The sequence below is a fragment of the Streptomyces sp. enrichment culture genome (assembly GCF_964273255.1).
In the GTDB taxonomy this organism is placed as follows: domain Bacteria; phylum Actinomycetota; class Actinomycetes; order Streptomycetales; family Streptomycetaceae; genus Streptomyces.
Genome location: NZ_OZ186835.1, coordinates 5,316,364 through 5,341,123 on the forward strand (window position 1 = coordinate 5,316,364; position 24,760 = coordinate 5,341,123).

Annotated in this window: 26 protein-coding genes and 1 riboswitch; of the genes, 17 read left to right on the forward strand and 9 right to left on the reverse strand. The window is 74.1% G+C overall.

Features of this window, described 5'->3' with window-relative positions; genetic code table 11:
* Positions 1–145 precede the first annotated feature (145 nt).
* The 10 genes from ACSU53_RS23085 to ACSU53_RS23130 all read left to right on the forward strand — a co-directional run bounded on the left by ACSU53_RS23085 (position 146) and on the right by ACSU53_RS23130 (position 7,864).
* Positions 146–943 carry a metallophosphoesterase family protein gene (locus ACSU53_RS23085; RefSeq protein WP_437030570.1) on the forward strand — a complete coding sequence of 266 codons (798 nt, stop codon included), beginning with the start codon at positions 146–148 and terminating at the stop codon, positions 941–943.
* A 397-nt stretch (positions 944–1,340) separates the two neighbouring features.
* A complete protein-coding gene (locus ACSU53_RS23090; RefSeq protein WP_437030572.1) occupies positions 1,341–1,784 on the forward strand; it encodes an SRPBCC family protein in 444 nt (147 codons plus the stop codon).
* A gap of 94 nt (positions 1,785–1,878) precedes the next feature.
* A complete protein-coding gene (locus ACSU53_RS23095; RefSeq protein WP_437030573.1) occupies positions 1,879–3,048 on the forward strand; it encodes an ArsA family ATPase in 1,170 nt (389 codons plus the stop codon).
* Between the two features lie 193 nt (positions 3,049–3,241).
* Complete coding sequence (locus ACSU53_RS23100) at positions 3,242–3,883, forward strand: DUF5304 domain-containing protein (RefSeq protein ID WP_437030575.1); 642 nt, start codon at positions 3,242–3,244, stop codon at positions 3,881–3,883.
* A 150-nt stretch (positions 3,884–4,033) separates the two neighbouring features.
* Positions 4,034–4,987, forward strand: a complete 954-nt coding sequence (locus ACSU53_RS23105) for an ROK family glucokinase (protein WP_437030577.1) — start codon at positions 4,034–4,036, stop codon at positions 4,985–4,987.
* 164 nt (positions 4,988–5,151) lie between these two features.
* Entirely contained in the window at positions 5,152–5,688 is a 537-nt protein-coding gene (locus tag ACSU53_RS23110) for a VOC family protein (RefSeq protein WP_437030579.1), read from the forward strand.
* A 131-nt stretch (positions 5,689–5,819) separates the two neighbouring features.
* On the forward strand, positions 5,820–6,647 hold the full coding sequence (locus ACSU53_RS23115) for a helix-turn-helix domain-containing protein (protein ID WP_437030581.1): 828 nt from the start codon (positions 5,820–5,822) through the stop codon (positions 6,645–6,647).
* The gene (locus ACSU53_RS23120; RefSeq protein ID WP_437030583.1) at positions 6,644–6,829 is read left to right on the forward strand and encodes a DUF397 domain-containing protein; all 186 of its coding nucleotides are present in this window, start codon (positions 6,644–6,646) and stop codon (positions 6,827–6,829) included. The genes ACSU53_RS23115 and ACSU53_RS23120 overlap by 4 nt, the downstream gene beginning before the upstream one ends.
* A gap of 9 nt (positions 6,830–6,838) precedes the next feature.
* Complete coding sequence (locus ACSU53_RS23125) at positions 6,839–7,027, forward strand: DUF397 domain-containing protein (RefSeq protein WP_437030584.1); 189 nt, start codon at positions 6,839–6,841, stop codon at positions 7,025–7,027.
* 72 nt (positions 7,028–7,099) lie between these two features.
* Positions 7,100–7,864, forward strand: coding sequence for an endonuclease/exonuclease/phosphatase family protein (locus tag ACSU53_RS23130; RefSeq protein ID WP_437030586.1), 765 nt, complete (start codon positions 7,100–7,102; stop codon positions 7,862–7,864).
* Between the two features lie 10 nt (positions 7,865–7,874).
* Here ACSU53_RS23130 and ACSU53_RS23135 read toward each other — a convergent pair whose 3' ends face one another.
* A complete protein-coding gene (locus ACSU53_RS23135) occupies positions 7,875–8,525 on the reverse strand; it encodes a hypothetical protein (protein ID WP_437030588.1) in 651 nt (216 codons plus the stop codon).
* Positions 8,518–9,315 (reverse strand): alpha/beta hydrolase, encoded by a 798-nt coding sequence (locus tag ACSU53_RS23140; RefSeq protein WP_437030590.1) that lies wholly within the window; start codon positions 9,313–9,315, stop codon positions 8,518–8,520. The genes ACSU53_RS23135 and ACSU53_RS23140 overlap by 8 nt, the downstream gene beginning before the upstream one ends.
* Positions 9,316–9,528: 213 nt before the next feature.
* Here ACSU53_RS23140 and ACSU53_RS23145 point away from each other — a divergent pair, with 213 nt between their 5' ends.
* From ACSU53_RS23145 to ACSU53_RS23160, 4 genes are all read left to right on the forward strand, one after another.
* A complete protein-coding gene (locus ACSU53_RS23145) occupies positions 9,529–10,341 on the forward strand; it encodes a lysophospholipid acyltransferase family protein (protein WP_362089077.1) in 813 nt (270 codons plus the stop codon).
* Positions 10,342–10,389: 48 nt separating this feature from the next.
* The gene (gene macS, locus ACSU53_RS23150) at positions 10,390–11,709 is read left to right on the forward strand and encodes a MacS family sensor histidine kinase (RefSeq protein ID WP_437030592.1); all 1,320 of its coding nucleotides are present in this window, start codon (positions 10,390–10,392) and stop codon (positions 11,707–11,709) included.
* Entirely contained in the window at positions 11,706–12,410 is a 705-nt protein-coding gene (locus tag ACSU53_RS23155) for a response regulator (RefSeq protein ID WP_437030594.1), read from the forward strand. The genes macS and ACSU53_RS23155 overlap by 4 nt, the downstream gene beginning before the upstream one ends.
* A 154-nt stretch (positions 12,411–12,564) precedes the next feature.
* Positions 12,565–13,560, forward strand: a complete 996-nt coding sequence (locus ACSU53_RS23160; RefSeq protein ID WP_437030596.1) for a 2-hydroxyacid dehydrogenase — start codon at positions 12,565–12,567, stop codon at positions 13,558–13,560.
* Here the strand turns inward: ACSU53_RS23160 and ACSU53_RS23165 are convergent.
* Positions 13,512–15,470: an anthranilate synthase family protein gene (locus ACSU53_RS23165; protein ID WP_437030598.1), complete on the reverse strand. Its 1,959-nt coding sequence runs from the start codon at positions 15,468–15,470 to the stop codon at positions 13,512–13,514. The genes ACSU53_RS23160 and ACSU53_RS23165 overlap by 49 nt on opposite strands.
* Before the next feature lie 252 nt (positions 15,471–15,722).
* Here ACSU53_RS23165 and ACSU53_RS23170 point away from each other — a divergent pair, with 252 nt between their 5' ends.
* Both ACSU53_RS23170 and ACSU53_RS23175 read left to right on the forward strand, forming a co-directional pair.
* Positions 15,723–17,078 (forward strand): class II 3-deoxy-7-phosphoheptulonate synthase, encoded by a 1,356-nt coding sequence (locus tag ACSU53_RS23170; protein WP_437030602.1) that lies wholly within the window; start codon positions 15,723–15,725, stop codon positions 17,076–17,078.
* A 191-nt stretch (positions 17,079–17,269) separates the two neighbouring features.
* Complete coding sequence (locus tag ACSU53_RS23175) at positions 17,270–17,497, forward strand: (2Fe-2S)-binding protein (RefSeq protein WP_432055239.1); 228 nt, start codon at positions 17,270–17,272, stop codon at positions 17,495–17,497.
* A 34-nt stretch (positions 17,498–17,531) separates the two neighbouring features.
* Here the strand turns inward: ACSU53_RS23175 and bfr are convergent, their stop codons facing one another.
* Positions 17,532–18,035 (reverse strand): bacterioferritin, encoded by a 504-nt coding sequence (bfr, locus tag ACSU53_RS23180; protein WP_437030604.1) that lies wholly within the window; start codon positions 18,033–18,035, stop codon positions 17,532–17,534.
* 181 nt (positions 18,036–18,216) lie between these two features.
* On the opposite strand from bfr, the gene ACSU53_RS23185 reads away from it, so the two are divergent.
* Positions 18,217–18,864, forward strand: coding sequence for a sulfite oxidase-like oxidoreductase (locus tag ACSU53_RS23185; RefSeq protein ID WP_437030607.1), 648 nt, complete (start codon positions 18,217–18,219; stop codon positions 18,862–18,864).
* A gap of 20 nt (positions 18,865–18,884) precedes the next feature.
* Here the strand turns inward: ACSU53_RS23185 and ACSU53_RS23190 are convergent, their stop codons facing one another.
* From ACSU53_RS23190 to thiO, 5 genes are all read right to left on the reverse strand, one after another.
* Positions 18,885–19,763: a deoxyribonuclease IV gene (locus ACSU53_RS23190; RefSeq protein ID WP_437030609.1), complete on the reverse strand. Its 879-nt coding sequence runs from the start codon at positions 19,761–19,763 to the stop codon at positions 18,885–18,887.
* A gap of 321 nt (positions 19,764–20,084) precedes the next feature.
* Entirely contained in the window at positions 20,085–22,043 is a 1,959-nt protein-coding gene (gene pknB / locus ACSU53_RS23195; protein ID WP_437030610.1) for a Stk1 family PASTA domain-containing Ser/Thr kinase, read from the reverse strand.
* A gap of 363 nt (positions 22,044–22,406) precedes the next feature.
* The gene (locus tag ACSU53_RS23200; protein ID WP_437030612.1) at positions 22,407–23,201 is read right to left on the reverse strand and encodes a thiazole synthase; all 795 of its coding nucleotides are present in this window, start codon (positions 23,199–23,201) and stop codon (positions 22,407–22,409) included.
* A 2-nt stretch (positions 23,202–23,203) separates the two neighbouring features.
* On the reverse strand, positions 23,204–23,416 hold the full coding sequence (gene thiS, locus ACSU53_RS23205) for a sulfur carrier protein ThiS (protein ID WP_437030614.1): 213 nt from the start codon (positions 23,414–23,416) through the stop codon (positions 23,204–23,206).
* Positions 23,413–24,618, reverse strand: a complete 1,206-nt coding sequence (gene thiO / locus ACSU53_RS23210) for a glycine oxidase ThiO (RefSeq protein ID WP_437030616.1) — start codon at positions 24,616–24,618, stop codon at positions 23,413–23,415. Before thiO ends, thiS begins: the two co-directional genes overlap by 4 nt.
* A riboswitch (TPP riboswitch) is annotated at positions 24,616–24,727 on the reverse strand. It overlaps the preceding gene by 3 nt.
* Positions 24,728–24,760 lie beyond the last annotated feature (33 nt).

Sequence of the window (24,760 nt, forward strand, 5' to 3'; positions counted from 1 at the left end):
GGGGTCCCGGTGAGATGTTCGCTGCGTCACACAGGCTGGTGCTTCTTTGCGGAGCGTAGTCCACCTGCCGGGCGACGGGCCAACGGCGGCGGCGCCGGGGGCCGCCACTGTTCACCGCCGGAAACGCTGTTTACGCTTGATCGGCATGGCAACCGCACAGCCCCCGAACGGGCGGACCCGCGTCCACGTGGTCAGCGACGTGCACGGCAACGCCCGTGACCTCGCCCGGGCGGGGGAGGGCGCCGACGCCCTGATCTGCCTGGGCGACCTGGTGCTCTTCCTCGACTACGCCGACCACTCCCGCGGCATCTTCCCCGACCTGTTCGGGGAGGAGAACGCGGACCGCATCGTCGAACTGCGCACCGCGCGCCGCTTCGAGGAGGCCCGCGCGTTCGGCGCCCGGCTGTGGGCGGGCATCGAGGGGGACCGGGCCACCGCGATCGAGAAGGCCGTGCGCAAGCAGTACGCCGAGCTGTTCGCCGCCTTCCCGACGCCGACGTACGCCACGTACGGCAACGTCGACATGCCCCCGCTCTGGCAGGAGTACGCCGGGCCCGGCGTCACCGTCCTGGACGGCGAGCGGGTGGAGATCGGCGGCCGGGTCTTCGGCTTCGTCGGCGGCGGACTGCGCACCCCGATGCGCACGCCGTACGAGGTCAGCGACGAGGAGTACGCGGCGAAGATCGAGGCGGTGGGCGAGGTCGACGTGCTGTGCACCCACATCCCGCCCGAGGTGCCGGACCTGGTCTACGACACCGTGGCCCGCCGCTTCGAACGCGGCAGCCGGGCGCTGCTGGACGCCATCCACCGCACCCGGCCCCGCTACGCCCTGTTCGGCCACGTCCACCAGCCGCTGGTGCGCCGGATGCGGGTCGGCGCCACCGAGTGCGTGAACGTCGGGCACTTCGCGAGCAGCGGCCGGCCCTGGGTCCTGCAGTGGTGAGCCGCTCCGGGCCCTCGGCCGTGGGTCCGCCTCGGAGCCTTCGGCCTGTGAGCCCGCTTCAGGCCTCACACGCGCGAGTCCCCATCGGAGCCTTCGGCCTGTGAGCCGGCTTCAGGCTTCACGCCCGCGAGTCCCCATCGGAGCCTTCGGCCCGTGGGTCCGCTTCAGGCCTCACGCCCGCGGGTGGCCATCGGAGCCTCCCGCCCGCGGGTCCGCCCCGGGCCCCCGGCCGGCCGCCGCCCGGATCCTTCGGCGGTGAGCCGGATCCGGCCAGGATGTCCCAGGTCGGGTGCGTTGTGCCGGTCGGGTGCGCGGTAGCCTTCCGCTGCACGGGCGTGCGCGGGGAGCCCGTGCACGGCGATCCGACGACCGGCCCGCACCTGGAGGAGCCACGGCGATGGCGGAACACACCAGCTCGAGCATCACGATCGAGGCGGCTCCGGCCGAGGTCATGGGGGTGATCGCCGACTTCGCCCGCTATCCGGACTGGACCGGCGAGGTGAAGGAGGCCGAGGTCCTTCGGACCGACGGGCAGGGCCGCGCCGAGCAGGTGCGCCTCGTCATGGACGCCGGTGCGATCAAGGACGACCAGACCCTCGCCTACACCTGGACCGGTGAGCACGAGGTCTCCTGGACCCTGGTGAAGTCCCAGATGCTGCGCTCCCTGGACGGCTCCTACGTCCTGCGGCCCGCGGGCGCGGCCACCACCGAGGTGACCTACCGGCTCACCGTGGACGTCAAGATCCCGATGCTCGGCATGATCAAGCGCAAGGCCGAGAAGGTCATCATCGACCGCGCCCTGGCCGGCCTGAAGAAGCGGGTCGAGTCCGGGGCGAAGTAGGCCCGGAGGGCAGGACCCGGCGCGGCTCCGGGCGCCGCCGGGGCACGCACGCACACCGTCCGTGCCGGCCGGCACCCGGGTACCGTTCACCCTCATGCGTACCCTCCTGATCACCGGCCCCGGCGGCAGTGGCCGTACCACCGTCGCGGCCGGCACCGCGCTCGCCGCCGCCCGCGCGGGCGCCCGCACCCTCGTCCTCGGCACCGACCGGACGGACACCCTGGGCGCGGTGCTGGGGGTACCGGTCGGCGCCGGGTCCGTCGAGGCCGCTCCCGGGCTCACCGCCCGGCGTGTCGACCCCGGCGCGGACTTCCGGGACGACCTGATCTCCCTCCAGGACCGCGCGGGAGCCGCCCTCGACCTGCTCGGCGCCTCCCGCCTCGAACCCGAGGAGCTGACCCCGCTGCCCGGGGCGGAGGAACTCGCCCTGCTGCGCGCCCTGCGGGACGCGGCCCTGTCCGAGGCCTACGACCTCCTCGTCGTCGACCTGCCGCCCGGCGAACGCGCCCTCGCGCTGTTCGCCCTTCCCGCGGAACTCCGCCGCTACCTGCGCCGCCTCCTGCCGCCCGAGCGGCAGGCGGCCCGCGCCCTGCGGCCCGTGCTCGGACGGCTCGCCGGGGTGCCGCTGCCCGCCGAGCGGCTGTACGAGACCGCCGCCCGCTGGGACCTGGAGCTGGCCGCCGTCGAGGCCGTCCTCGCCGACCGCTCCACCAGCGTGCGCCTGGTCGCCGAGCCCTCCCCGGCCGGCGCCGACGCGGTGCGCACCGCCGTCCTCGGCCTCGCCCTGCGGGGACTGCGCGCCGACGCCGTCGTCGCCAGCCGGGTCCTGCCCGAGAACCTCGACGACAGCTGGCTCGCCGGCCCCGTCGCCCAGCAGCGCAAGACCCTGGCCGACTGGCGGGAGACGTTCACCGTCCACCCCGTCGCCCACCTCGGACGCGACCCGCGCGGCACCGACGACCTCGCCGCCCTCCGCCTGCCCGGCGCGGGCGCGGCCCCGGCCGCCGTCGACTGGCCCGTCACCGACTGCCTCGCCGACGACGGGGTGCTGGTCTGGAGCATCCCCCTGCCCGGAGCCCGGCGCGAGGAACTGGACCTGATCCGGCGGGGCGACGAACTCGTTCTCGCCGCCGGACCGTTCCGCCGCATCGTCGCCCTGCCCTCCGCGCTGCGCCGCTGCACCGTCGACGGCGCCGCGCTGCGCGAGGGCGAGCTGCGCATCCGGTTCCGGCCCGATCCGGGGCTGTGGCCGCAGGCCCGGTGAAGCCGCCGGTGCCGGCGGGAGGGCCGGCCCGGGCCACGGGAGGAGCACCGCGGGGGACACGTGGACTCGTGGACTCCCGGGACAGCACCCGGAACGGGCCTGCCGGATCCGGCCTGCGCGCCGTCGTGCGCGGGCCGGGCCCCGAGCCCGTTCGGGTACCGTCGTAAGGGCCATCCGTAGTCAGGAGTCCGTCATGAGCGAACAGCTCCCCCCGTCCGACGACGCATGGAGCGAGGCCGTGCACGAGGCGCGGGACGCGGACGAGAAGCGGCCCGCGGCCGACGCCCGGCCCGCCCCGGCGGCCGACGTCCCGGTCGTCGACCACCCGGCCGCCGAGGCCCCGGCCGCGAGCACCGGCGCCGGCACCGCCGCCGGCCGGCGCGCCCCCGCCGACGCCGACGCCTGGGCGACCGCCTGCGCCGAGGACCTGGAGGCCGAGAAGGCCCGCCGCCGTGCCCAATACGGCCCGCCCGCCGGCTCGGCCGCCGAGGAGCTGCGGAAGCTGGTCGACGCCGTCGCCGACAAGCTCTCCGGTCTGCAGTCCCCGCTGCTCGGCGCGGTCGCCGGGCCGGCGGCGCAGCAGGTGGTGCGCCAGGTCGTCCAGCAGGCGAAGGCCGCCGTGGAGCCCGTCATCGAACGCAACCCGGACGTCTTCGACCACCTCGCCGCCGCGGGCGGTGAACTCCTCGCCGCCTACCGTGCCGCGGTCCAGGACCAGGAGCGCCGCTGGACCTCCCGCGACACCGGCGTCCGCGACACCGACCCCCGTGACCTGGGCGAGGGCCGGGACGGCGACGACGGCTCCGGACCCGGCGAGCGCATCGACCTCGACTGACACGGCGGCCGCCAGGAGCCCTCCCCGGCCGGCCGCCGCAGCGTCCCGAACCCCGGCCGGTGCCCGCCCACCGTGCGGACGCCGCGTAACCGCACGCAGTGCCTCGGGTACCGTGGGCGGTAGCGGGGCTCGACCGAAACTGAGGGATTCATGGGACTCACCATCGGCGTCGACATCGGCGGCACGAAGATCGCGGCCGGCGTGGTCGACGAGGAAGGCAACATCCTCTCGACCCACAAGGTGCCGACCCCGGGCACACCCGAGGGCATCGTGGACGCCATCGCCTCCGCGGTGGAGGGTGCGCGGGCCGGGCACGACATCGTCGGCGTGGGGATCGGTGCGGCCGGCTACGTCAACCGCCAGCGGTCCGAGGTCTACTTCGCCCCCAACATCGACTGGCGCAACGAGCCGCTGAAGGCGAAGGTCGAGGCCCGCGTCGACCTCCCGGTCGTCGTGGAGAACGACGCCAACGCGGCCGCCTGGGGCGAGTACAAGTTCGGTGCCGGCAAGGGCCACCGCAACGTCATCTGCATCACCCTCGGCACCGGCCTCGGCGGCGGCGTCATCATCGGCAACAAGCTGCGCCGCGGCCACTTCGGCGTGGCCGCCGAGTTCGGCCACATCCGCATGGTGCCCGACGGCCTCCTCTGCGGCTGCGGCTCCCAGGGCTGCTGGGAGCAGTACGCCTCCGGCCGCGCCCTGGTCCGCTACGCGCAGCAGCGCGCCAACGCCACGCCCGAGAACGCCGAGACGCTGCTCGCCCTGGGCGACGGCACGCCGGACGGCATCGAGGGCAAGCACGTGTCCATGGCCGCCCGGCAGGGCGACCGGGTGGCCGTCGACTCCTACCGCGAGCTGGCCCGCTGGGTCGGCGCGGGCCTCGCCGACCTCGCCTCCCTCTTCGACCCGTCCGCCTTCATCGTCGGCGGCGGGCTCTCCGAGGAGGGCGAGCTGGTCCTGGAGCCGATCCGCAAGTCCTACAAGCGGTGGCTGGTCGGCGGCAACTGGCGCCCGGTCGCCGACGTCCTCGGAGCCCGCCTCGGCAACAAGGCCGGCCTCGTCGGCGCGGCCGACCTGGCCCGGGAGCCGGACCCCATCATGTGACCGCCCCCCACCAGCCCGGCAGCGCCCGCCCCACCCCGATGAAGGGGACGGCGGGCGCAGCCGTTTTCGCGTGGATGAGGACCTTGGAGGACTGCTCCTGACCTATTTCCGCGTTACGTTCCCCGGAGCCGACCGCCGAGGGCCGGCCAGCGAGAGGGAGCGCGATGTCCGAGCAGAACAGCGCCGCACCGGCCGGCCGCACCACCGTCGAACCCTGGGTCGTCACCGACGACACGGGCGCCTTCCTGGACTTCGTCACCCGGGCGTTCGACGGGGAGGAACTCGGCCGGGTGGAGACCGAGGACGGCTCGATCGGCCACGGCGAGGTGCGGGTCGGGGACACCGTCGTCTCGGCCTTCGACCGGCGCCCGGACTGGCCGGTGATGCCGAGCCTGCTCACCGTCTTCGTCCCCGACGCGGACCGCGCCTGCGCACGGGCCGTCGAGGCCGGCGCCCACGTCGTCACAGCGGTGGCCGACGACGCCTTCGGGCAGCGCGGAGGGCGGGTGAGGGACCCGTTCGGCAACATCTGGTGGGTGACCTGCCACGTCGAGGATCTCAGCGAGGACGAGATGTGGAAGCGGCTCCAGCAGCCCGGGTACGCCGAGGCGATGCGGGTGGCCCAGGAGACCCTCGACGCCGAACTCGGCGGCCGGCACCGGGGACGGGCCAGTGCGCCCGTTGGGCCCACGTCCGGCTGAGGCGGGCCGACGGACCCGTACCGGCCCGCGTGTACGGGTCGCTGCCGCGTCTTGCGCGTAACCCCACCGGGACGACCGGGTGTTGTACGCCGTGCAAGGTGTGCACCAGCACGGCAAGGGAGTCGTGACCCATGGCGAACGGCAGCAGCAGCACACTCGACTCGTCCGACAGTCTCAAGGCGTTCGGGGCGGCCCTGAAGACCTTCCGGGAACGCGCCCTGCTCACCCAGGAACAGCTCGCGGAGCGGCTCAACTACTCGTACGCCTCCGTGGCCTCCGTCGAGCAGGGTCGGCGCATGCCGAGCGCGGCCTTCGTCGAACGCGCGGAGGAGGAACTGGAGGCGTTCGGCGTGCTGCGGGCCATGGTCCGCCACCTCGGGCGGCAACGGGGGCTCGCGGTCTGGTTCCGGGAATGGGCGCAGCTGGAGGAGGCCGCGGTCACCCTGTGCACGTACGAGTGCCGGGTGGTGCCGGGACTCCTCCAGACCGAGGCGTACACCCGCGCGGTCATGCTCAACGTCCCGCCCCCGCCCAGCGAGGAGCAACTGGAGCAGCGGATCGCCGCCCGTCGGGCCCGGCAGGAACTGCTCGGACGCAGACCGCCGATCGCGTTCAGCTTCATCGTCGAGGAGTCGGTCCTGCTGCGGCACACGGGCGGCGAGGAGGTCACCCGCGACCTCGTCGGCCATCTGCTGGCGTGCATGGAGCTGTGGAACGTGGAGCTGCAGATCATGCCGCTGCGCCAGCCGTACCACGCGGGGACGGATGGGCCCATGAGGCTGTTGGAGACGCCGGAGCGTCAGTGGGTGGGTTACGCGGAAGGCCAGAAGACGGGGCAGCTCATTCTTGACCGAGAAGCGGTGAGCGTCATGCAGATGCGCTATGCCAAGATGCGCTCGCAGGCCCTGTCCCCGGCGGACTCGGGCGAGTTGTTGCAGCGGATGCGAGGAGCGCTATGAGCACCCACGGTGGTCTTGATTGGTTCAAGAGCAGCTACAGCGGCTCCGAGGGGGACGACTGTGTGGAGGTGGCTGTCGTGCCGGGGACCGTGCACGTGCGGGATTCCAAGTCGGAGAACGGGCCGCGGTTCGAGGTGTCCGGTTCCGCCTGGCGTGAGTTCGTCGCGTTCGTGGACTGCTGAGGGGGCCAGATGGGTCACGGCGAGCTGAGCTGGTTCAAGAGCAGCTACAGCGGGTCCCAGGGAGACAGCTGTGTGGAGGTGGCCGTCACCCCCGGCTCCGTGCACGTGCGGGACTCCAAGACGAGGAACGGCCCCCGCTTCGCCGTCTCCGCGTCCGCCTGGCGGGACTTCCTCGCCGACCTGGCCGCCGCCCGCTGAGCGGGTTCCTTCCGGGGCGTGCCCGGCCCGTACGGCCCGTCGGATCGTGCGGGGCGGCGTATCTTGACCGGCATGGTGACGACTGGGCCGCTGCCCGACTCCCGTACCGAGCCCGACGGTTCGGCCGTGATCCGGGTGCTGAGCTACAACATCCGCTCGCTGCGCGACGACACGGCGGCGCTGGCCCGGGTGATCACCGCCTGCGCTCCCGATCTGGTCCTGGTGCAGGAGGCGCCGCGGTTCTTCCGGTGGCGCAAGAAGCTGGCCCGGCTGGCCTCGGACTCCGGACTGGTGATCCTCTCCGGGGGCGCCACGGCGGCCGGCCCCGCGCTGCTGTGCTCGCTGCGCGCGACCGTGGAGCGGACCGAGGACGTGCTGCTGCCGCTGCGTCCCGGGCAGCACCGGCGGGGGTTCGCCACCGCCGTCGTGCGGTTCGGCGGGGCCCGGCTCGGGGTGCTGAGCTGCCACCTGTCGCTGGACGCCGACGAGCGCTACGAGCAGGGCGGCATGCTCCTGGACCGGCTCGCCGGGATGGGGGCCGAGCACGCGGTCGCCGGGGGAGACGTCAACGAGCGGCCGGGCGGGCGGACCTTCCGGCGGCTGGCGGCGTCCCTCACCGACTGCCGGGCGGCGGCGCCCTGGGGCGGCGAGCACACCTGGACCAGGAACGAGCCGCACCGGCGCATCGACGCGGTCTTCGCGACCCCGGGTGTGGAGGCGCTGGGCTGCGGGGTGCCCCTGGACCACCCGGGCGTGACGGAGGCCGACCTGAGGGCGGCCACCGATCACCTTCCCGTACTGGCCGCCCTGAGGGTGCCGGCCGCCCCGGTGGCGTAGGCGCGCACGGTCAGACCACCGCGCCGCGGCCCGGGTCGTCGTCGTCCTCGTCGTCGGTGCGCATGCGCATGACCAGGGTGGCGCAGCCGCCCAGGAAGCCACCGATGCTGAGCGTGGTCAGCCACCAGGACATGTACCAGTCGAGCAGCACCGCGAGCAGGAGCAGCAGCGGGCCGCCCAGGACGCCCAGCCAGGCCAGCTTCACCGCGGGGTCCGTCTCCGGCAGCGGGGGCGGTTCGGGCGGGACGAAGTGGCCCTCGTCGGTCTCGTCGAGGTCGTCGTCGGAGGGCTCGGGCACCGTGTAGTCGCGGGGGCCGACACCCGGCGCGAACGAGACGGAGCCGCCCAGCGGGGTGGCCGGTTCCTCGTCCGCCTTGGCCGGTGCCGGGGCCTGCGTCTGCACCCCGTCGTCACGGGAGTCGGCCGGGTCGTTGGCCGTGCTCTCCAGCAGCGCGAGGTCCTCCACCGACTTGAACGGCTTGGCGCCCGGCGGGTCGGGCGGCTCGTCGCCGTACCCGGCGACGATCGCCCGCCACGCGGCGTCCTCGTCGAAGGGCACGTCCTTGTCGGCGCCCTTCTCCATCCCCTTCTCCTCCGGCTCGCGGCCCTCGTGACCTTCACGGCCCTCACGGTCCTCGCGGCCCGCGTCGTGCTCAGTCACCTGCGGTCGTCCCTTCCTTGCCGAGACCGGCCCCGTCGACGGCGCCGGGTGCGAGCCGCCCGATGAACGCGGTGCTCTCGTCGAAGACGCGCTCCGCGTCGTGGTCCAACGTCGCCACGTGGTAGCTCTGTTCCAGCAGGACCTCCGTCACGTCGGTCGAGGACACGCGGCCGAGGATCCGCGCCGAGTCCGCCGGGGGCACCACGTGGTCCTGCGGGCTGCGCATCAGCAGCAGGGGCTGCGTCACCTGGGGCAGCTCGCCGTCCACCGTCCGCAGGAACGTCCGCAGGGAGTGCGCGGCGTGCAGCGGCACCCGGTCGTAGCCCAGCTCGGTGACGCCGGGCCGGGCGATGTCGCTCGCGATGCCCCGCGTCGTCGGAACGAGGTGCCGCAGCACCGGGAGGGCGTGCGCGGCCACCCCGTGCATCCGGTTCGCCGGATTGACGACCAGGACGCCGCTCACCGCGTCCCCGTGCCGCGCGGCCAGCCGCAGGGCCAGCGCGCCGCCCATCGACAGCCCGGCCACGAACACCCGCTCGGAGCGCTCCCGCAGCAGCCGCAGCTCGCGGTCCACCTCGGCGTACCAGTCCTGCCAGCCGGTGACCCGCAGGTCCTCCCAGCGCGTGCCGTGTCCGGGCAGCAGGGGCAGCGAGACGGTCAGGCCGTGTCCGGCCAGGTGCTCCGCCCAGGGGCGCAGCGACTGGGGCGAACCGGTGAAGCCGTGGCACAGCAGCACAGCGGTCCCACCGCCCTCGTGGCGGAACGGCTCTGCTCCGGTCAGGAGCGGCACCTCGGCCTCCTGTTCGTGGGACGGACGGGCACACGCGCGGTGCGGCGACGGACGACGGGGCCGGCGCGCCCGGGCCGGGGGCCGCACGACGCGCAGGACCTTCACCGTACGCGACCGCACTGACACCGACCAGGGCCGTCGGGTCCATCGGCCGCTCGCCGGGATAAGGTTCGTGCCACACACACGGGAGGCACGCGGTTGTTGTACGGCACCATGAAGGTCACCATCGGGGGGCCGCTGAAGCTCGCCTTCAGGCCCTGGGTGGAGGGCCTGGAGAACGTACCCGCCGAGGGTCCCGCGATCCTGGCCAGCAACCACCTGTCCTTCTCGGACTCCTTCTTCCTGCCGGCCGTCCTGGACCGCAAGGTCACCTTCATCGCCAAGGCCGAGTACTTCACCACGCCCGGTGTGAAAGGGCGGCTCACCGCCGCCTTCTTCAAAGGGGTCGGCCAGCTCCCGGTCGACCGCTCCGGCACCCGGGGGGCCGGCGAGGCGGCGATCAAGAGCGGCATAGAGGTCCTCGAACGCGGTGAGCTGTTCGGGATCTACCCGGAGGGCACCCGCTCGCCCGACGGCCGCCTCTACCGCGGCAAGCCGGGCGGTCTGGCCCGCGTGGCACTGGCCACCGGCGCCCCCGTGCTGCCGGTCGCCATGATCGACACGGAGAAGATCCAGCCGCCCGGCAAGGTGATGCCCAAGCTCATGCGGCCGGGCATCCGCATCGGGCGCCCGCTGGACTTCCGCCGCTACCAGGGCATGGAGCACGACCGGTTCGTGCTCAGGGCGGTGACCGACGAGGTCATGTACGAAATCATGAAGCTGTCCGGCCAGGAGTACGTCGACATGTACGCCACCGCCATGAAGCGGCAGCTCGCGGAGGCGGCCAAGGCCGACAAGGAGGCCGAGAAGGCCGCCAGGGCCGCCCTCGCCCGCGCGGAGAAGGAGCAGGCGGCCAAGTTGCGGACGGCGATGGAAGAGGCGGGCCGGGACCGGCCGGAGCCGTCCGGCCGGGACCGCACCGAGTAGGCGGGCCGGCCGGCCCGGGCGCGGGCCGGACGTGGGGGGACGGGGACGATGCCGGGGCGCGAGAAGGTCATGAGGATGTCGGTCGAGCAGCCGCTGTGGCGCGCGCTCGCCGGCTACCGGGTGCTCACCATGCTCTACGCGGTCGGCCTGTTCGCCACCGCCCACGAGGAGTTCCGCCGCCCGTGGCTCGCCGTCGGCTACTTCGCGGTGCTGGCCGGCTGGACGCTCGCCACCCTGCCCAAGGTCGCCGGCGCGGCGGCCTGCACCAAGCGCTTCCTCGCCGCCGACCTCACCCTCGCCCTCACCGGCATCCTGCTCACCCCGCTGGCCGACGCGCCCGAGCGGGTCCACGCGGGCGGCCCCACCCTGCCGTCGATCTGGACGGCCGGAGCGGTGCTCGCGTTCGCGGTCAAGGGCGGCTGGCGCTGGGCGGCCCTCGCCTCCAGCCTCGTCGCCGTGGCCAACCTGGTGGAACGCGGCAGTCCGGCCCGCGACACCGTGCACAACGTGATCCTCGTCTGGGTCGCCTCCATCGCCATCGGCTACGTGGTCGAGGTCGCCCGCGCCTCCGAGCGGACCCTGGCCCGCGCCCTGGAGATCGAGGCCGCCACCAGGGAACGCGAGCGGCTGGCGCGGGACATCCACGACAGCGTGCTCCAGGTGCTCGCGATGGTGCAGCGGCGCGGCGCCGTGATCGGCGGCGAGGCGGCCGAGCTGGGCCGGATGGCCGGGGAACAGGAAGTGGCCCTGCGCACCCTCGTCTCCGGGGGGCTCGTCCCGGCCGGCCGCACGCCGGGGGACGCCGCCCCGAGCGCCGTCGCGGCCGCCGCGGACCCCGACGGCCGGGACGACGGCGCGCAGGCCGACCTGCGCGCGCTGCTCGCCCCGTTCGCCGGTTCCCGGACCGCCCTGTCCGGGCCCGGGGCCCCGGTCCTGCTGCCGGCGGCCGCCGCCCGCGAGCTGGCCGCGGCCGTCGGGGCCGCCCTGGACAACGTCCGCCGGCACGCCGGGGAGGAGGCGCGCGCCTGGATCCTGGTCGAGGACGAGCCGCACGAGGTGATCGTCTCGGTGCGCGACGACGGCCCCGGCATCCCCGAGGGGCGGCTCGCCGAGGCCGAGGGCGAGGGACGGCTCGGGGTGGCCCTGTCGATCCGGGGGCGGCTGCGCGACCTCGGCGGCCGGGCGGACTGGATCTCGGTCCCCGGGCAGGGCACGGAGGTGGAGCTGCGGCTCCCCAGGCCCGGCGGGGACGGCGCCGCCCGCGCGGGCGGCCGCACGGACCACGACGACAGCGACCACGGAGGACTCCCGGGCGGCCGGGAGCACGGCACCGACGGGGACCCCCGGGGGAAGGCGGAGCAGCGATGACGGACACGGCGGCACAGCGGCAGGACGACCGGGACCGGGAGCCGGTCAGGGTGATGGTGGTCGACGACCACCCGATGTGGCGCGACGCCGTCGCCCGCGACCTGGCGGAGTCCGGGTTCGAGGTGGTCGCCACGGCGGGCGACGGCGAACAGGCCGTGCGCCGCGCCCGGGCCACCACCCCCGACGTGCTGGTCCTCGACCTCAACCTGCCCGGCAAGCCCGGCGTCCAGGTCTGCAAGGAGGTCGTCGCCGCCCACCCCGCCCTGCGGGTGCTGGTGCTGTCGGCGAGCGGGGAGCACGCCGACGTGCTGGAGGCGGTGAAGTCGGGCGCGACCGGCTACCTGCTGAAGTCGGCGTCCACGCAGGAACTGCAGGAGGCGGTGCGCCGGACCGCCGACGGCGACCCCGTGTTCACCCCGGGCCTGGCCGGACTCGTCCTCGGCGAGTACCGCCGGCTCGCCGCCGAACCGGCGCCCGCGCCCGACGACCAGGAGTCGAAGGCCCCCCGGCTGACCGAGCGGGAGACGGAGGTGCTGCGCCTGGTCGCCAAGGGCCTCAGCTACAAGCAGATCGCCGAGCGGCTCGTCATCTCCCACCGCACGGTCCAGAACCACGTGCAGAACACCCTCGGCAAGCTCCAGCTGCACAACCGCGTCGAACTCGTCCGGTACGCCATAGAGCGCGGCCTCGACGACGCGTAGCCACCCGGCCCGCGAGCCCGGCGGGCCCGTCCCCGGGTCCACGGCCGGCCGGCTCACCCGCCGGGGCCGTCCGGCTCACGCACCGGGCGCCTCCCGGCCCGTATATTCGCCGCGACGGCAGCCGCAGGCACCGGCACGACCCCGGAGGGAACGCGTGGAGATCCTGGCATTCGGCGTGCAGGCCGACGAGAGTCCCCTGATCGAACGGGCCTTCGAGGGTCACCACGCGGTGCGCGGGCTGGGGGTCTTCCTCGACGAGGACACCGCCCCCATCGCCTCCGGCCACGAGGTGATCTCCACCAGCGTCAACTGCGACCTCGGCGGAGCCGTCCTGGAGCAGCTCGCCGCGGGCGGCACCCGGATGGTCGCCCAGCGGTCCACCGGCTTCAACAACATCGACCTCCGGGTGGCCGAACGCCTCGGCCTCACCGTCGCCCGGGTCTCGTCCTACTCGCCGTACTCGGTGGCCGAGTTCGCCTGGACCCTCGCCATGGCGGTCAACCGCCGCATCGTCCGCGCCTCCACCCGCACCCGCGACTTCGACTTCCGTCTCGACGGGCTGATGGGCCGCGACCTGCACGGCCGCACCGCCGGCATCCTCGGCACCGGCAAGATCGGCGAGGCGTTCGCCCGGATCGCCCATGGCTTCGGGATGCGCCTGCTCGGCTGGGACGTCACCGAGAACCCCGCCTGCCGGGAGCTGGGCCTGTCCTACGTCCCCAAGGAGCAGCTCCTCGCCGAGTCCGACCTCGTCACCCTGCACGTCCCGCTGCTGCCCGCCACCCGGCACCTGATCGACGCCGCCGCGCTGAGGTCGATGAAGGACGACGCCATCCTGATCAACTCCAGCCGCGGCGGCCTGGTGGACACCGCCGCCCTGGTCACCGAACTGCGCGCGGGCCGCTTCACCGGGGTCGGCCTCGACGTCTACGAGGCGGAGGCGGGCCTGTTCTTCCTCGACAAGTCCCTGGAGGCCGTCGAGGACGACACCCTGGCCCGCCTCGTCACCTTCCCCAACGTGCTGGTCACCTCCCACCAGGCGTACTACACCCGGGAGGCCGTCGGCCAGATCATCGGGACCACGGTGGACAACGTCCTCGACTACACCGCGGGCCGCCGCTCGGAGAACGTGCTGGTGCCGCGCAGCTGACCCATCAGCTCCCCGACCAGCGCCGCGCCGTTCAGCGTCAGCACGGACTCGGGGTGGAACTGCACCCCGGCGAACGCGCCGCCGGGTGCCCCGCCCGGCCCGCGCAGCGCGTGCACCTCGCCGTTGGCCGCCCGGCTCACCTCGATGCCGTGCGCGGCCAGCTCCGCCGCCGTCGAGTCGTCGCAGTGCGCGGCGAAGCTGTTGTAGAAGCCGACCGTCTCCGGCCGCCCGAAGAAGTCGATCTCCGTCTGCGCGCCCTGGTACGGCACCTCCTTGCGGACGATGTCCAGGCCCAGCTCGGCGGCGATCAGCTCGTGCCCCAGGCACACCCCGAGCACCCCGTGCCGGTGGCCGTGCAGGGCCTGGGCCGTCAGGGCGCGCAGGAACCGCATCCTCGGGTCGGTGGTGTCGGACGGGTCGCCGGGGCCGGGCCCCAGGACGATCGGGCCCTCGTGTACGCGGGCCGCCTCCCGCAGGCCGGGCTCGTCGTAGCGCCGCACGGTCACCTCCAGGCCGCCCGAACGGAGCACGTGCGCCAGCATCGCGGTGAAGGTGTCCTCGGCGTCCACCACCAGGGCGTGGCCCGTCGGCGGGCCCGACGGCTCCTGCATCCGCAGCCAGAACGGCGCGAGCGAGGCCCGGCGCCCGTCCAGGGCGGCCCGCACCCGGGGGTCGTCGGCGAGCCGGGGCCGCGCCCCCTCCGTGCGCGGGCGGCCCGGACGCACCCCCAGCGCGGCCAGCACACCGGCCGCCTTCGCATGCGTCTCGGCCACCTCGCCCGCCGGGTCGGACCCCCGCACCAGCGTCGCGCCGACCGGCACCCGCAGCCGCCCGTCCGCGTCGATGTCGGCGGTGCGGATGAGGATCGGCGAGTCCAGGGTCTGCGCGCCGCCCGCGTCCCGGCCGAGCAGCGCCAGCGCGCCCGCGTAGTAGCCGCGCCCGCCGGCCTCGTGCCGTTCGATCACCCGGCAGGCGTTCTGCACCGGCGACCCGGTGACGGTGGCCGCGAACAGGGTCTCCCGCAGCACCTCCCGCACGTCCAGCGAGGACCGGCCGCGCAGCTCGTACTCGGTGTGCGCGAGGTGCGCCATCTCCTTCAGCCGGGGGCCGACGACGACGCCGCCCCGGTCGCCGACCGTGCACATCATCTTCAGTTCCTCGTCGACGACCATCGACAGTTCCTCGATCTCCTTGCCGTCGGCGAGGAAGTCCAGCAGGTGCTCGGCGCTCGGCCCTGCGGCCGGGTAGCGGTACGTTCCGCTGATCGGGTTCATCACCACCGTCCCGCCGGACGCCCGCACGTGCACCTCCGGGCTGGCCCCGACCAGCGTCCGCCCGCCCGTCCCCCGCCCTTCCGGGGACGCGTCCGCGGGCCCCGCCCCGTCCCCGGTGTGCACGACGAACGTCCAGTACGCGCCCCGCTCGCCCTCCAGCAGCCGCCGGAACAGGGCGAGCGCGTCGGCCCGTCCGAAGCCGGGGACGCGGCCCTGGTAGGTCCGCCGGACGACGAAGTTGGCGCCCTCGCCCCGCCCGATCTCCTCGCGCAGCACCCGGCCGACGATGCCGGCGTACTCCTCGTCGTCCACGTCGAAGCCGCCGTCCTCCACGCGGACGTCGTGCGCCGGGAGGGCGGCGAGGGCGTCGGCCAGCGGGATCTCGTGGCGCTCCTCGGGGGTCAGCACCAGCAGCGGCGTGCCGTCGTCGCGCACGTCGAAGCCGCGCTCGCGGATCTGCCGGAACGGGACGAGTGCCAGGCCCTCGTCGGGCAGGTCGGCCAGGCGCTCGCGGGAGGTGACGGGGCCGCGCAGCAGCTCGACCACGTCGTGGTCGTGGCCGGGGGTGCGGCGGCGCAGCAGGGCGAACGGACGGGGGTCGGCGGCAAGGCCGGCGAGCAGGTCGGTCGGGTTCATCGGTGCGGGTCCCTCGGTGACGGGAGGCCGGCCGGCCGACGCCGCGAAACGCCGAAGGCCGCCCTCGGGCGGCCTTCGCGGAGTCTGTGCGTACGCGCAGTCAGTGGGCCGCCGGGGGAGCGGTCCACCACCAGGTGAGGTGCGAGTGCGCGAACATGCCGAGCACCTTAGCGCATGTCCGCGGGGCGTACGGTGCGTCTCACTTGCTGGGCATGGCCCGGAGCGGGCGGCTTCACCCCGTAATGTTGAGGCGTGACCGTGAACGCTGATTCCCGAAGTGTCGCCGCTCAGGCGACGTGGCGAGACCTGCCCGCGGCGCAGCAGCCCGAGTACCCGGATGCCCAGGCTCTGCGCGATGTGATCGCCGAGCTCGAAACGTATCCGCCGCTGGTGTTCGCCGGCGAGTGCGACCAGCTGCGTGCCCGGATGGCCGCCGTCGCGCGCGGAGAGGCGTTCCTGCTCCAGGGCGGCGACTGCGCCGAGTCCTTCGACGCCGTGTCCGCCGAGCACATCAGGGCCAAGCTGAAGACCCTGCTCCAGATGGGTGCCGTCCTCACCTACGCGGCCTCCGTGCCCGTGGTGAAGGTCGGCCGCATCGCCGGCCAGTACTCCAAGCCGCGCTCCAAGCCGACCGAGACCCGCGACGGCGTCACCCTGCCCACCTACCGGGGCGACTCCGTCAACGGCTTCGACTTCACCGAAGCGGCCCGCATCCCGGACCCCCAGCGCCTGAAGCGGATGTACCACGCCTCCGCCTCGACGCTGAACCTGGTGCGCGCCTTCACCACCGGCGGCTACGCCGACCTGCGGCAGGTGCACGCCTGGAACCAGGACTTCGTGAAGTCCTCCCCGTCCGGCCAGCGCTACGAGCAGCTGGCCCGGGAGATCGACCAGGCGCTGAACTTCATGCAGGCGTGCGGCGCCGAGCCGGAGGAGTTCAAGACCGTCGAGTTCTTCTCCTCGCACGAGGCCCTGCTGCTCGACTACGAGTCGGCGCTCACCCGCGTCGACTCGCGCACCGGCCACCTGTACGACGTCTCCGCGCACATGGTGTGGGTCGGCGAACGCACCCGGCAGCTGGACCACGCGCACATCGAGTTCGCCTCGAAGATCCGCAACCCGATCGGCATCAAGCTGGGCCCGACCACCACGGCGGAGGAGGCGCTGCAGTACATCGAGCGCCTCGACCCCGACCGGGAGCCCGGCCGGCTGACCTTCATCGTCCGGATGGGCGCGGACAAGATCCGCGACCGGCTCCCCGAGCTGGTCGAGAAGGTCACGGCGTCCGGTGCCACCGTCGCCTGGGTGACCGACCCGATGCACGGCAACACCTTCGAGGCGGCCTCCGGCCACAAGACCCGCCGCTTCGACGACGTGCTGGACGAGGTCAAGGGCTTCTTCGAGGTCCACAAGGAGCTCGGCACCCACCCGGGCGGCATCCACGTGGAGCTGACCGGCGACGACGTCACCGAGTGCGTGGGCGGCGGCGACGAGATCTTCGTCGACGACCTGCACCAGCGCTACGAGACGGCCTGCGACCCCCGGCTGAACCGCAGCCAGTCGCTGGACCTGGCCTTCCTCGTCGCCGAGATGTACCGCGACCAGTAGGCGCCGCACGGGGCCGGTGACCGGCCGTGCCGTGGCGGTGACCACGGGAAAGGGGTGGGGCCCGGATCACACCGATCCGGGCCCCACCCCTCTGTTGCACCCTCCGGGGCGACCAGTAAGGTTAGGTTTGCCTCACCGATCCGGGGTCGGGGATGGCACGACCCAGCACCACCGTCGGGAGGTGAACCCGCGTGTTCGTCTGCAGCTGCTTCGGCGTGACCGAGGAGCAAGTGAGGAGCCACGCGGAGGCGGGCGCCTGCACGCCCCGCCAGATCGCCTCGGCCTGCAAGGCGGGCACCGACTGCGGTGGCTGCGTCCGGCGCATCCAGGCACTGCTCGGCCGGGGCGCCTGCCCCCGCAGGCAGCTCGCCGACCAGGGCCGCCCGCCCCTCACCACGGACCTCCCGGAAGCCGCGTAGCGGGGTCCGTCCGGCAGGGGACGACGACGCACCCTCACTTCAGGCCGGGTCCCGGGGCCTCCGGCGAGGACTGCTCGATCACGGTCGACAGGTACAGCGCCTCGCCCAGCTTGTCGATGAGCTCCAGCTGCGTGTCGAGGTAGTCGATGTGCTGCTCCTCGTCGGCCAGGATCGCCTCGAAGATGTTCGCCGACGTGATGTCGTTCTTGCTCCGCATCACCTCCACGCCCCGCCGCAGCCGGTCGATGGCCTCGACCTCGATCTCCCGGTCCGCCTGGAACATCTCGGTCACCGTCTGCCCGACCCGGACGTGGAACAGCCGCTGGTAGTTGGGCAGCCCGTCGAGCAGCAGGATCCGGTCGGTGAGGACCTCCGCGTGGCGCATCTCGTCGAAGGACTCGGCGCGCGTGTACTCGGCGAGCCTGGTCCAGCCCTTGTGGTCCTGCAGCTTCGAGTGCAGGAAGTACTGGTTGATCGCGGTCAGCTCGGCGGTCAGCTGCTCGTTGAGGAATTCGATGACCTCGGGGTCGCCCTGCATGACGGGGGATCCTTCCGCGCGGAAACTGGCAGATTGCGCGCATGATTGCACCGCCGCGGGAAGATCGTCCAGTAAGCCCGCACTTAGTAAGTAAGGCCATGGTTAGTGTCATTTGGGCCGATTGTCCGTTCCTGCGTGGCCCGGGTCGGGTGCATCGGCCCCGGTCTGTCAGGATGGACACATGGGTCAGCCGGCGGAAAACGAACCGAGGGAGCGCACCGCACACGGAGCCGAACGGCTCGACCTCCCGCCCGGACAGCGCCTGCAGCGCGGCTGGCCGGTCACCCACTACGGTCCCGTCCCCAAGTTCCGGCCGGAACGCTGGGAGTTCCGGGTCTTCGGCGCCACCGCCGACGGCGACAAGCACTGCTGGAACCACGACGAGTTCACGGCCCTGCCGTACACCACGGTCGTCGCCGACCTGCACTGCGTCACCAAGTTCAGCATGCTCGGCGCCGAGTGGGGCGGCATCCCCGCCCGCACCGTGCTGGACCTCGCGCCGCCCGCCCCCGACGTCACCCATGTGATGGCGTGGGCCGAGTACGGCTACAGCTCCAACCTGCGGCTCGCGGACTTCGCCTCCGAGCGGAGCCTGTTCGCCACGCACAAGGACGGCGAGCTGCTGACCGCCGAGCACGGCTTCCCGCTGCGGCTGATCGTCCCCCACCTCTACGCCTGGAAGGGCCCGAAGTGGGTGCGCGGTGTCGAGTACATGACCGCCGACCGCCGCGGCTTCTGGGAGGAGCGCGGCTACCACAACATCGGCGACCCCTGGCGGGAGCAGCGCTACTCCTACCAGGAGGAACCGGGGGACGGCCCCGAGCTCTGAGGACGCCGCACGGCGGCGGGTCAGCCGTCCCGGAGCTTCTTCAGCCGCTCCACGTCGGCCGCGTGCCCCTCCTTGCCGCCGGGCGTCTCGATGACCAGCGGCACGCCCTCGGTCGCCGGATGGGTCATCAGGGCCCGGAACGGGTCCTCGCCGATGTGCCCGGCACCGATGTTGGCGTGCCGGTCCTTGTGGGCGCCCACCACGTCCATCGAGTCGTTGGCGTGGACCAGCTTCAGCCGCCCCGGGCCCACCGTGTCCACCAAAAGGTCCAGCGTCCGGTGCATGCCGTCCGGCCCGGTCAGGTCGTGACCGGCCGCGAAGACGTGGCAGGTGTCCAGGCACACGCCCAGCTTCGGGTGGGCGTCCAGCGCCTCGAAGTACGGCCCGAAGTCCCAGGTCCGCGAACACAGCGAGGAACCCTGCCCCGCCGTCGACTCCAGCAGCAGGAACGGGTCGTCGTCGTTAGTGAGCTCGTCGAGCAGCGGCAGCAGGTGCTCGCGCACCTGCGCCAGCGCCACCGGCCGCTCCCGGCCGCCGGTCGCACTGCCGGTGTGCACCACCACGCCCAGCGCCCCGATCGCCCGCCCCCGCCGCAGCGAGTGGCGCAGGGACGCGACGGACCGCTCCACGGTCGCCCCGGTGTGCGAACCGAAGTTGATCAGGTACGGGGCGTGCACGTACGCCGGCAGCGACTCGGCCGCGCAGGCCTCCCGGAAGGCCTCGTCCTGGGCCGGGTTGCCGGCCGGGGTGGCCCACCCGCGCGGATTGGCCACGAACACCTGCACGGCCTCCGCGCCCAGGTCACGGGCGTAGGACAGACCGACGGAATGCAGGCCGCCGGCCACGGGCACATGGCCGCCGATCGGGTTGCGGAGGCGGCCGGACGGGTGGTTCTTCACCCCTCCAGGGTGTCATGACCCCGCACGGAGCCCGGCGGGGGCCCGTGCGGGGCCGTCGTCGGGGCGTCCGGGGACGGTGCGGACCCGCCGCCGGGGCGGGCAGCCGGGGACGGCCGACGCCCGCGGCCACCGGCGGCCACGGGCACGACGGCGGGCGGGGGCGGGCCACGGCCGCCGGGGGTGCCCTGCCCGGGCGGCGCGGACGCCGGGGGCGCCCCCCGGTGCGCGGGCGGTGCGGACGCCGGGGGCGCCCCCCGGTACGCGGGCGGTGCGGACGCCGGGGGCGCCCCCGGTGCGCGGGCGGTGCGGACGTCGGCGGGGTCAGCGGATGCGGATCGTGATGGTCGAGCCCCGGGGCGCCGTGTCGCCGCCCTCCACCGACTGGCCCTTGACCGTGTCACCGAACAGACCGAGCAGCCCCCGGTCCTCCTTCACGTCGAACCCGGCGCCCGTCAGCTTCTCCTTGGCCTCGTCCACGCTGTCGCCGACGACGTCGGGGACCTCCACCATCTCCGGGCCCTTGGACAGCGTCAGCGTCACCGTGTCGCCCTCGGCCACCTCGCGGCCGGCGGCCGGGGACTGCCGGGCGACCTCGCCCGCGTCGTGCTCCGAGTTCACCCGCTCGGTGGCCACCTCGACCACGAGCCCGGCCTCCTCCAGCTCCGCGCGCGCGTCGTCCAGCTCGTCGCCGGTGACGTCCGGCACATCGACCGGGCGGCCCTTGCTCACCGTGAGCGCCACCGCCGAGCCCGCCCGGACCTTGGTGCCCTTGACCGGCTTCGTCGCGATCACCGAGCCGCGCGGTACGTCCTCGCTGAACTCCCGGGTGACCATGCCCGGCTCCAGCCCCTCGTCCTTCAGCAGCGACCGCGCCTCGTCCAGCCGGTACCCGTCGAGGTCGGGCAGCCGGACCGTCTGCGGGCCCTTGGACAGCACCAGCGACACCGAGTCGTTGCCCCGGATGCGGGCGCCCGTCCTCGGGTCCGTGCTGATCACGGTGCCCCGCTCCACGGTGTCGCTGAACTCCTCGTCCACCTGGCCGACGCCGAGCCCGGCGTCCTTCAGCCGGTCCCGGGCCTGCTGCTCGGTCTTGCCCAGCACCGGCGGGACCTTGGTGAACTGGCCGGAGTTGATGTACCAGACGCCGGTGCCGACGCCCAGCACCAGCAGGACGGCGACCACGATCGCCATCGGGCCGCCCCGCAGCGCCGGCCGGCGCCGGGGCGACGGCGGAAGGGGAGGCGGTGCCTGGAGCCGGCTGGTGCGGTGGTCGGAACCGGCCCCGCCGCCGGCGGCCGACGGGTCACCGTCGTCGTCCCCGTCGACCGGCAGCGGGCGCGGGATCGTCAGCGCGCGCGGGATGACGCTCGTCCGGTCCTCGGCGTTGTCGTGCTCCTCCGACCGGGCCTGCGGGGGCACGGCGTCCAGCTGCTCCCCGGTGAGCCCGGCCCGTGCCTCACGGGTCCGCGCGAGCAGCGCCACCGCGTCGTGCGGGCGGATGCCGGGGGTGCGGGCCGTCGCCGACGCGACCAGCTCGTCCAGCTCGTAGGCCATGCCGGGGACGGTGGCCGACGGCGGCGGCACGTCCTCGTGCAGGTGCTTGTAGAGGATCGTCGCGGGGGAGTCCCCGTCGTGCGGCTTCTCGCCGGTCAGCATCTCGTACAGCAGGATCCCGCACGCGTAGACGTCCACCCGCGGGTCGGCGGTGCCGTGCTCGATCTGCTCCGGTGCCAGGTAGGACACCGTGCCCAGCACCGTGCCGGTGGTGTTGGTGACCGTGTCGACCGCCCGGACCAGCCCGAAGTCGGCGACCTTGACCCTGCCGTCGTCCCCGATCAGCACGTTCTCGGGTTTCATGTCACGGTGCACGAACCCGGCCCGGTGCGCGGCGCCCAGCGCGGCCAGCACCGGTTCCAGGATGTCCAGCGCGGCCCGGGGCTGGAGCGCCCCGCGTTCGCGCAGCACGTCCCGCAGGGTGCAGCCCGCGATGTACTCCATCGCCAGGTAGACGTACGCCCCGTCGGTGCCCTGGTCGAAGACCTGCACCACGTTCGGGTGGGCCAGCCGGGCGACGGACTTGGCCTCGCGGATGAACCGCTCGACGAAGGAGGCGTCGGCGGCGAGGGCCGGGTGCATCACCTTGAGCGCGAGCACGCGGTCCAGCCGGGTGTCCACGGCCCGGTAGACCGTGGCCATACCGCCGACCGCGATCCGCGCCTCGACGCGATACCGGCCGTCGAGCACCTGCCCGACCAGAGGGTCCTGAAGGGTCGTGTCCACGCAGGGGAGTCTACGAGCCGTCGCCGGCACCCCCACCGGGTCGGCCCCGATCGGGGCGGGACTGCAGCCGTCCTGTGACGCAACACACGCGGGGCGCACGACTGCGCGGTCGCACGCAGGCGGGGCCGCATCCGCGGCCGCAGGGGGCGGGCGGGACCCGGTCGGCCCGGGCGGCGCCCGCCCCCGGTGACGGCGACGGCCCGCCGGGGCGGGCCCGCCCCGCCCCGCCCCGCGCCGATGCCGGCCCCGGTGCCGGACGTGCCGGTCGGGAGGCGCGGGTCGGGAGGCGCGGGTCGGGAGGCGCCCGCCGGAGGGCGCGGGTCGGAAGGCGCCGGCCGGAAGGCGCGGGGCGGGAGGCGCCGGTCAGAACGCGGGCCGCTCCGGGTCCAGGGCGGCCCGGCCCTCCGTGGGCGAGGACGCCTCCGCGAAGTGGCGCCGCGGGATGCGCCCCGCCAGCCGGGCCAGCCGCCCCGCGTCCACCGCGTACCGCATCGCGGCGGCCATCCGCACCGGCTCCTGCGCGCGGGTCACGGCCGAGGCCAGCATCACCCCCGCGCAGCCCAGCTCCATCGCCAGCGCGGCGTCGGAGGCCGTCCCCGCGCCCGCGTCCAGGATCACCGGCACGCCCGCCTGCTCCACGATGAGCTGGAAGTTGTGCGGGTTGCGGATGCCCAGACCGGAGCCGATGGGGGAGCCGAGCGGCATGACCGCCGCACAGCCGACGTCCTCCAGCTTCCGCGCCAGCACCGGATCGTCGTTGGTGTACGGCAGCACCGTGAAACCGTCGTCGACCAGCGTCTCCGCCGCGTCCAGCAGTTCGACCGGGTCCGGCAGCAGGGTGCGCTCGTCGGCGATGACCTCCAGTTTGACCAGGTCGGTGCCGAGCGCCTCGCGTGCCAGCCGCGCGGTCAGCACGGCCTCGCCCGCGGTGAAGCAGCCGGCCGTGTTCGGCAGCACCCGGATGCCGAGCCGCTCCAGGACGGACAGCACCGAGCCGTGCACCGAGGGGTCCACCCGGCGCATCGCCACGGTCGTCAGCTCGGTGCCCGAGGCCGTCAGGGCCCGCTCCAGCACGTCGAGGCTGGGGGCCCCTCCGGTGCCCATGATCAGCCGGGAGGTGAGGGTGAGGTCCCCGAGGACGAACGGATCGTCGGCCACGCTCAGCCTCCCTGCACCGCGGTCAGGACCTCCACCCGGTCCCCCTCCACGAGGGGGGTGGACGGCCACTGCGCGCGCGGGACGACGGTCTCGTTGACGGCGGCGGCCACCCCGGAGGGCGCCGCGGTGAGCGACCGCACGACGTGGTCGAGCACCGTGCCGGGCTCCACCGCGAGGGGGTCGCCGTTGACCGAGATGGTGAGTGCGGGGTTCATGCGGACTGCTCCAGAAGTGCGTCGGCGGCGAACCGCCGGGGGGTGAACGGACGTGCTTCCTCGGGGAGTTCACCGGTGGTCAGGGCGTGCGCGAGGACGTCCCCGGTGACCGGCGTGAGCAGGACCCCGTTGCGGTGGTGGCCGGTGGCCAGCAACAGTCCGGCCAGGCCGGTGGGGCCGAGGAGCGGCGCGTTGTCGGGGGAGCCGGGGCGCAGCCCGGCCCGCGTCTCGGTGAGCGGCAGCTCGGTGATGCCGGGCACGAGTTCGTGGGCGTCGCGCAGCAGCTGGTACACCCCGCCCGCGGTGACCGTGGTGTCCCAGCCGATCTCCTCGCTGGTCGCCCCGATCACCAGCTCACCGCTCTCCCGCGGCACCAGGTAGACGTGGCTGCCGCGCACCACGGCGCGGACCGTCCGGTTCAGGAACGGTGTGCGGTGCGCGGGCGCGGTCAGCCGCAGCACCTCGCCCTTCACGGGACGGACCGGGGGCCGCACCTCCTCCGGGATCCCCGCGAGCCGGCCGCTGAGACTGCCCGCCGCGAGCACCACCTGACCGGCGGTCAGCTGCGTGCCGTCGGCGGTGACCACGCCCGTCGCCCGGTCCCGCACCACGGTCAGCCGCTCCGCCCACGCGCGGTGCAGCACCACCCCGGCCCGCTCGCACGCGGTCACCAGGGCCGCTGCCAGCAGCCGCGGGTCGATGCCGTGGTCGCCGTCCACCCGCAGCCCGCCCCGGACCCCGGGTGCGAGCATCGGCTCCAGGCGCCGGCACTCCCGTCCGGTCAGCCACTGCGAGTCCAGGCCCGACCGCTCGTGCAGGGCGTGCAGTTCCCGCAGGTGCGCGCGGTCGTCGGCGTCGAGGGCGACCGCCAGGGTGCCGCACCTGCGGTAGCCGAGGTCCCGGCCGGTGACCTCGGTGAGCTCGGCCGCGAAGTCGGGGTAGCGGTCCGCCGAGGCGAGGTTCAGCCCCAGCAGGGTCTGCTCGCCGTAGTGGAGTTCGGTGACGGCGGCCAGCATGCCGGCGGCCACCTGGGCCGCGCCGCCGCCGGGTTCGGGGTCCACCACGGTCGTGGCCAGCCCGCGCTGCGCGGCCCGCCAGGCGGTCACCAGGCCGATGATGCCGCCGCCGACGACGAGGACGTCCGAGGTCGGTGGGGTGTCCGAGGCGGTCGGTGCGGTGCCCGGGGTGTGTGTGGGCGACATGGGCGTCCAGCCCCTCCCTTCGCCGGCATGACCCGGATCAGGTACGTACGGTCGGAGGCCGCCAGCCTCCCTCTCAGCCCGGTGCGTCCGGACTCCCGCGAGTGATTACGGCGGCCACCCTAGTCCCCGCGCGGGCACACCG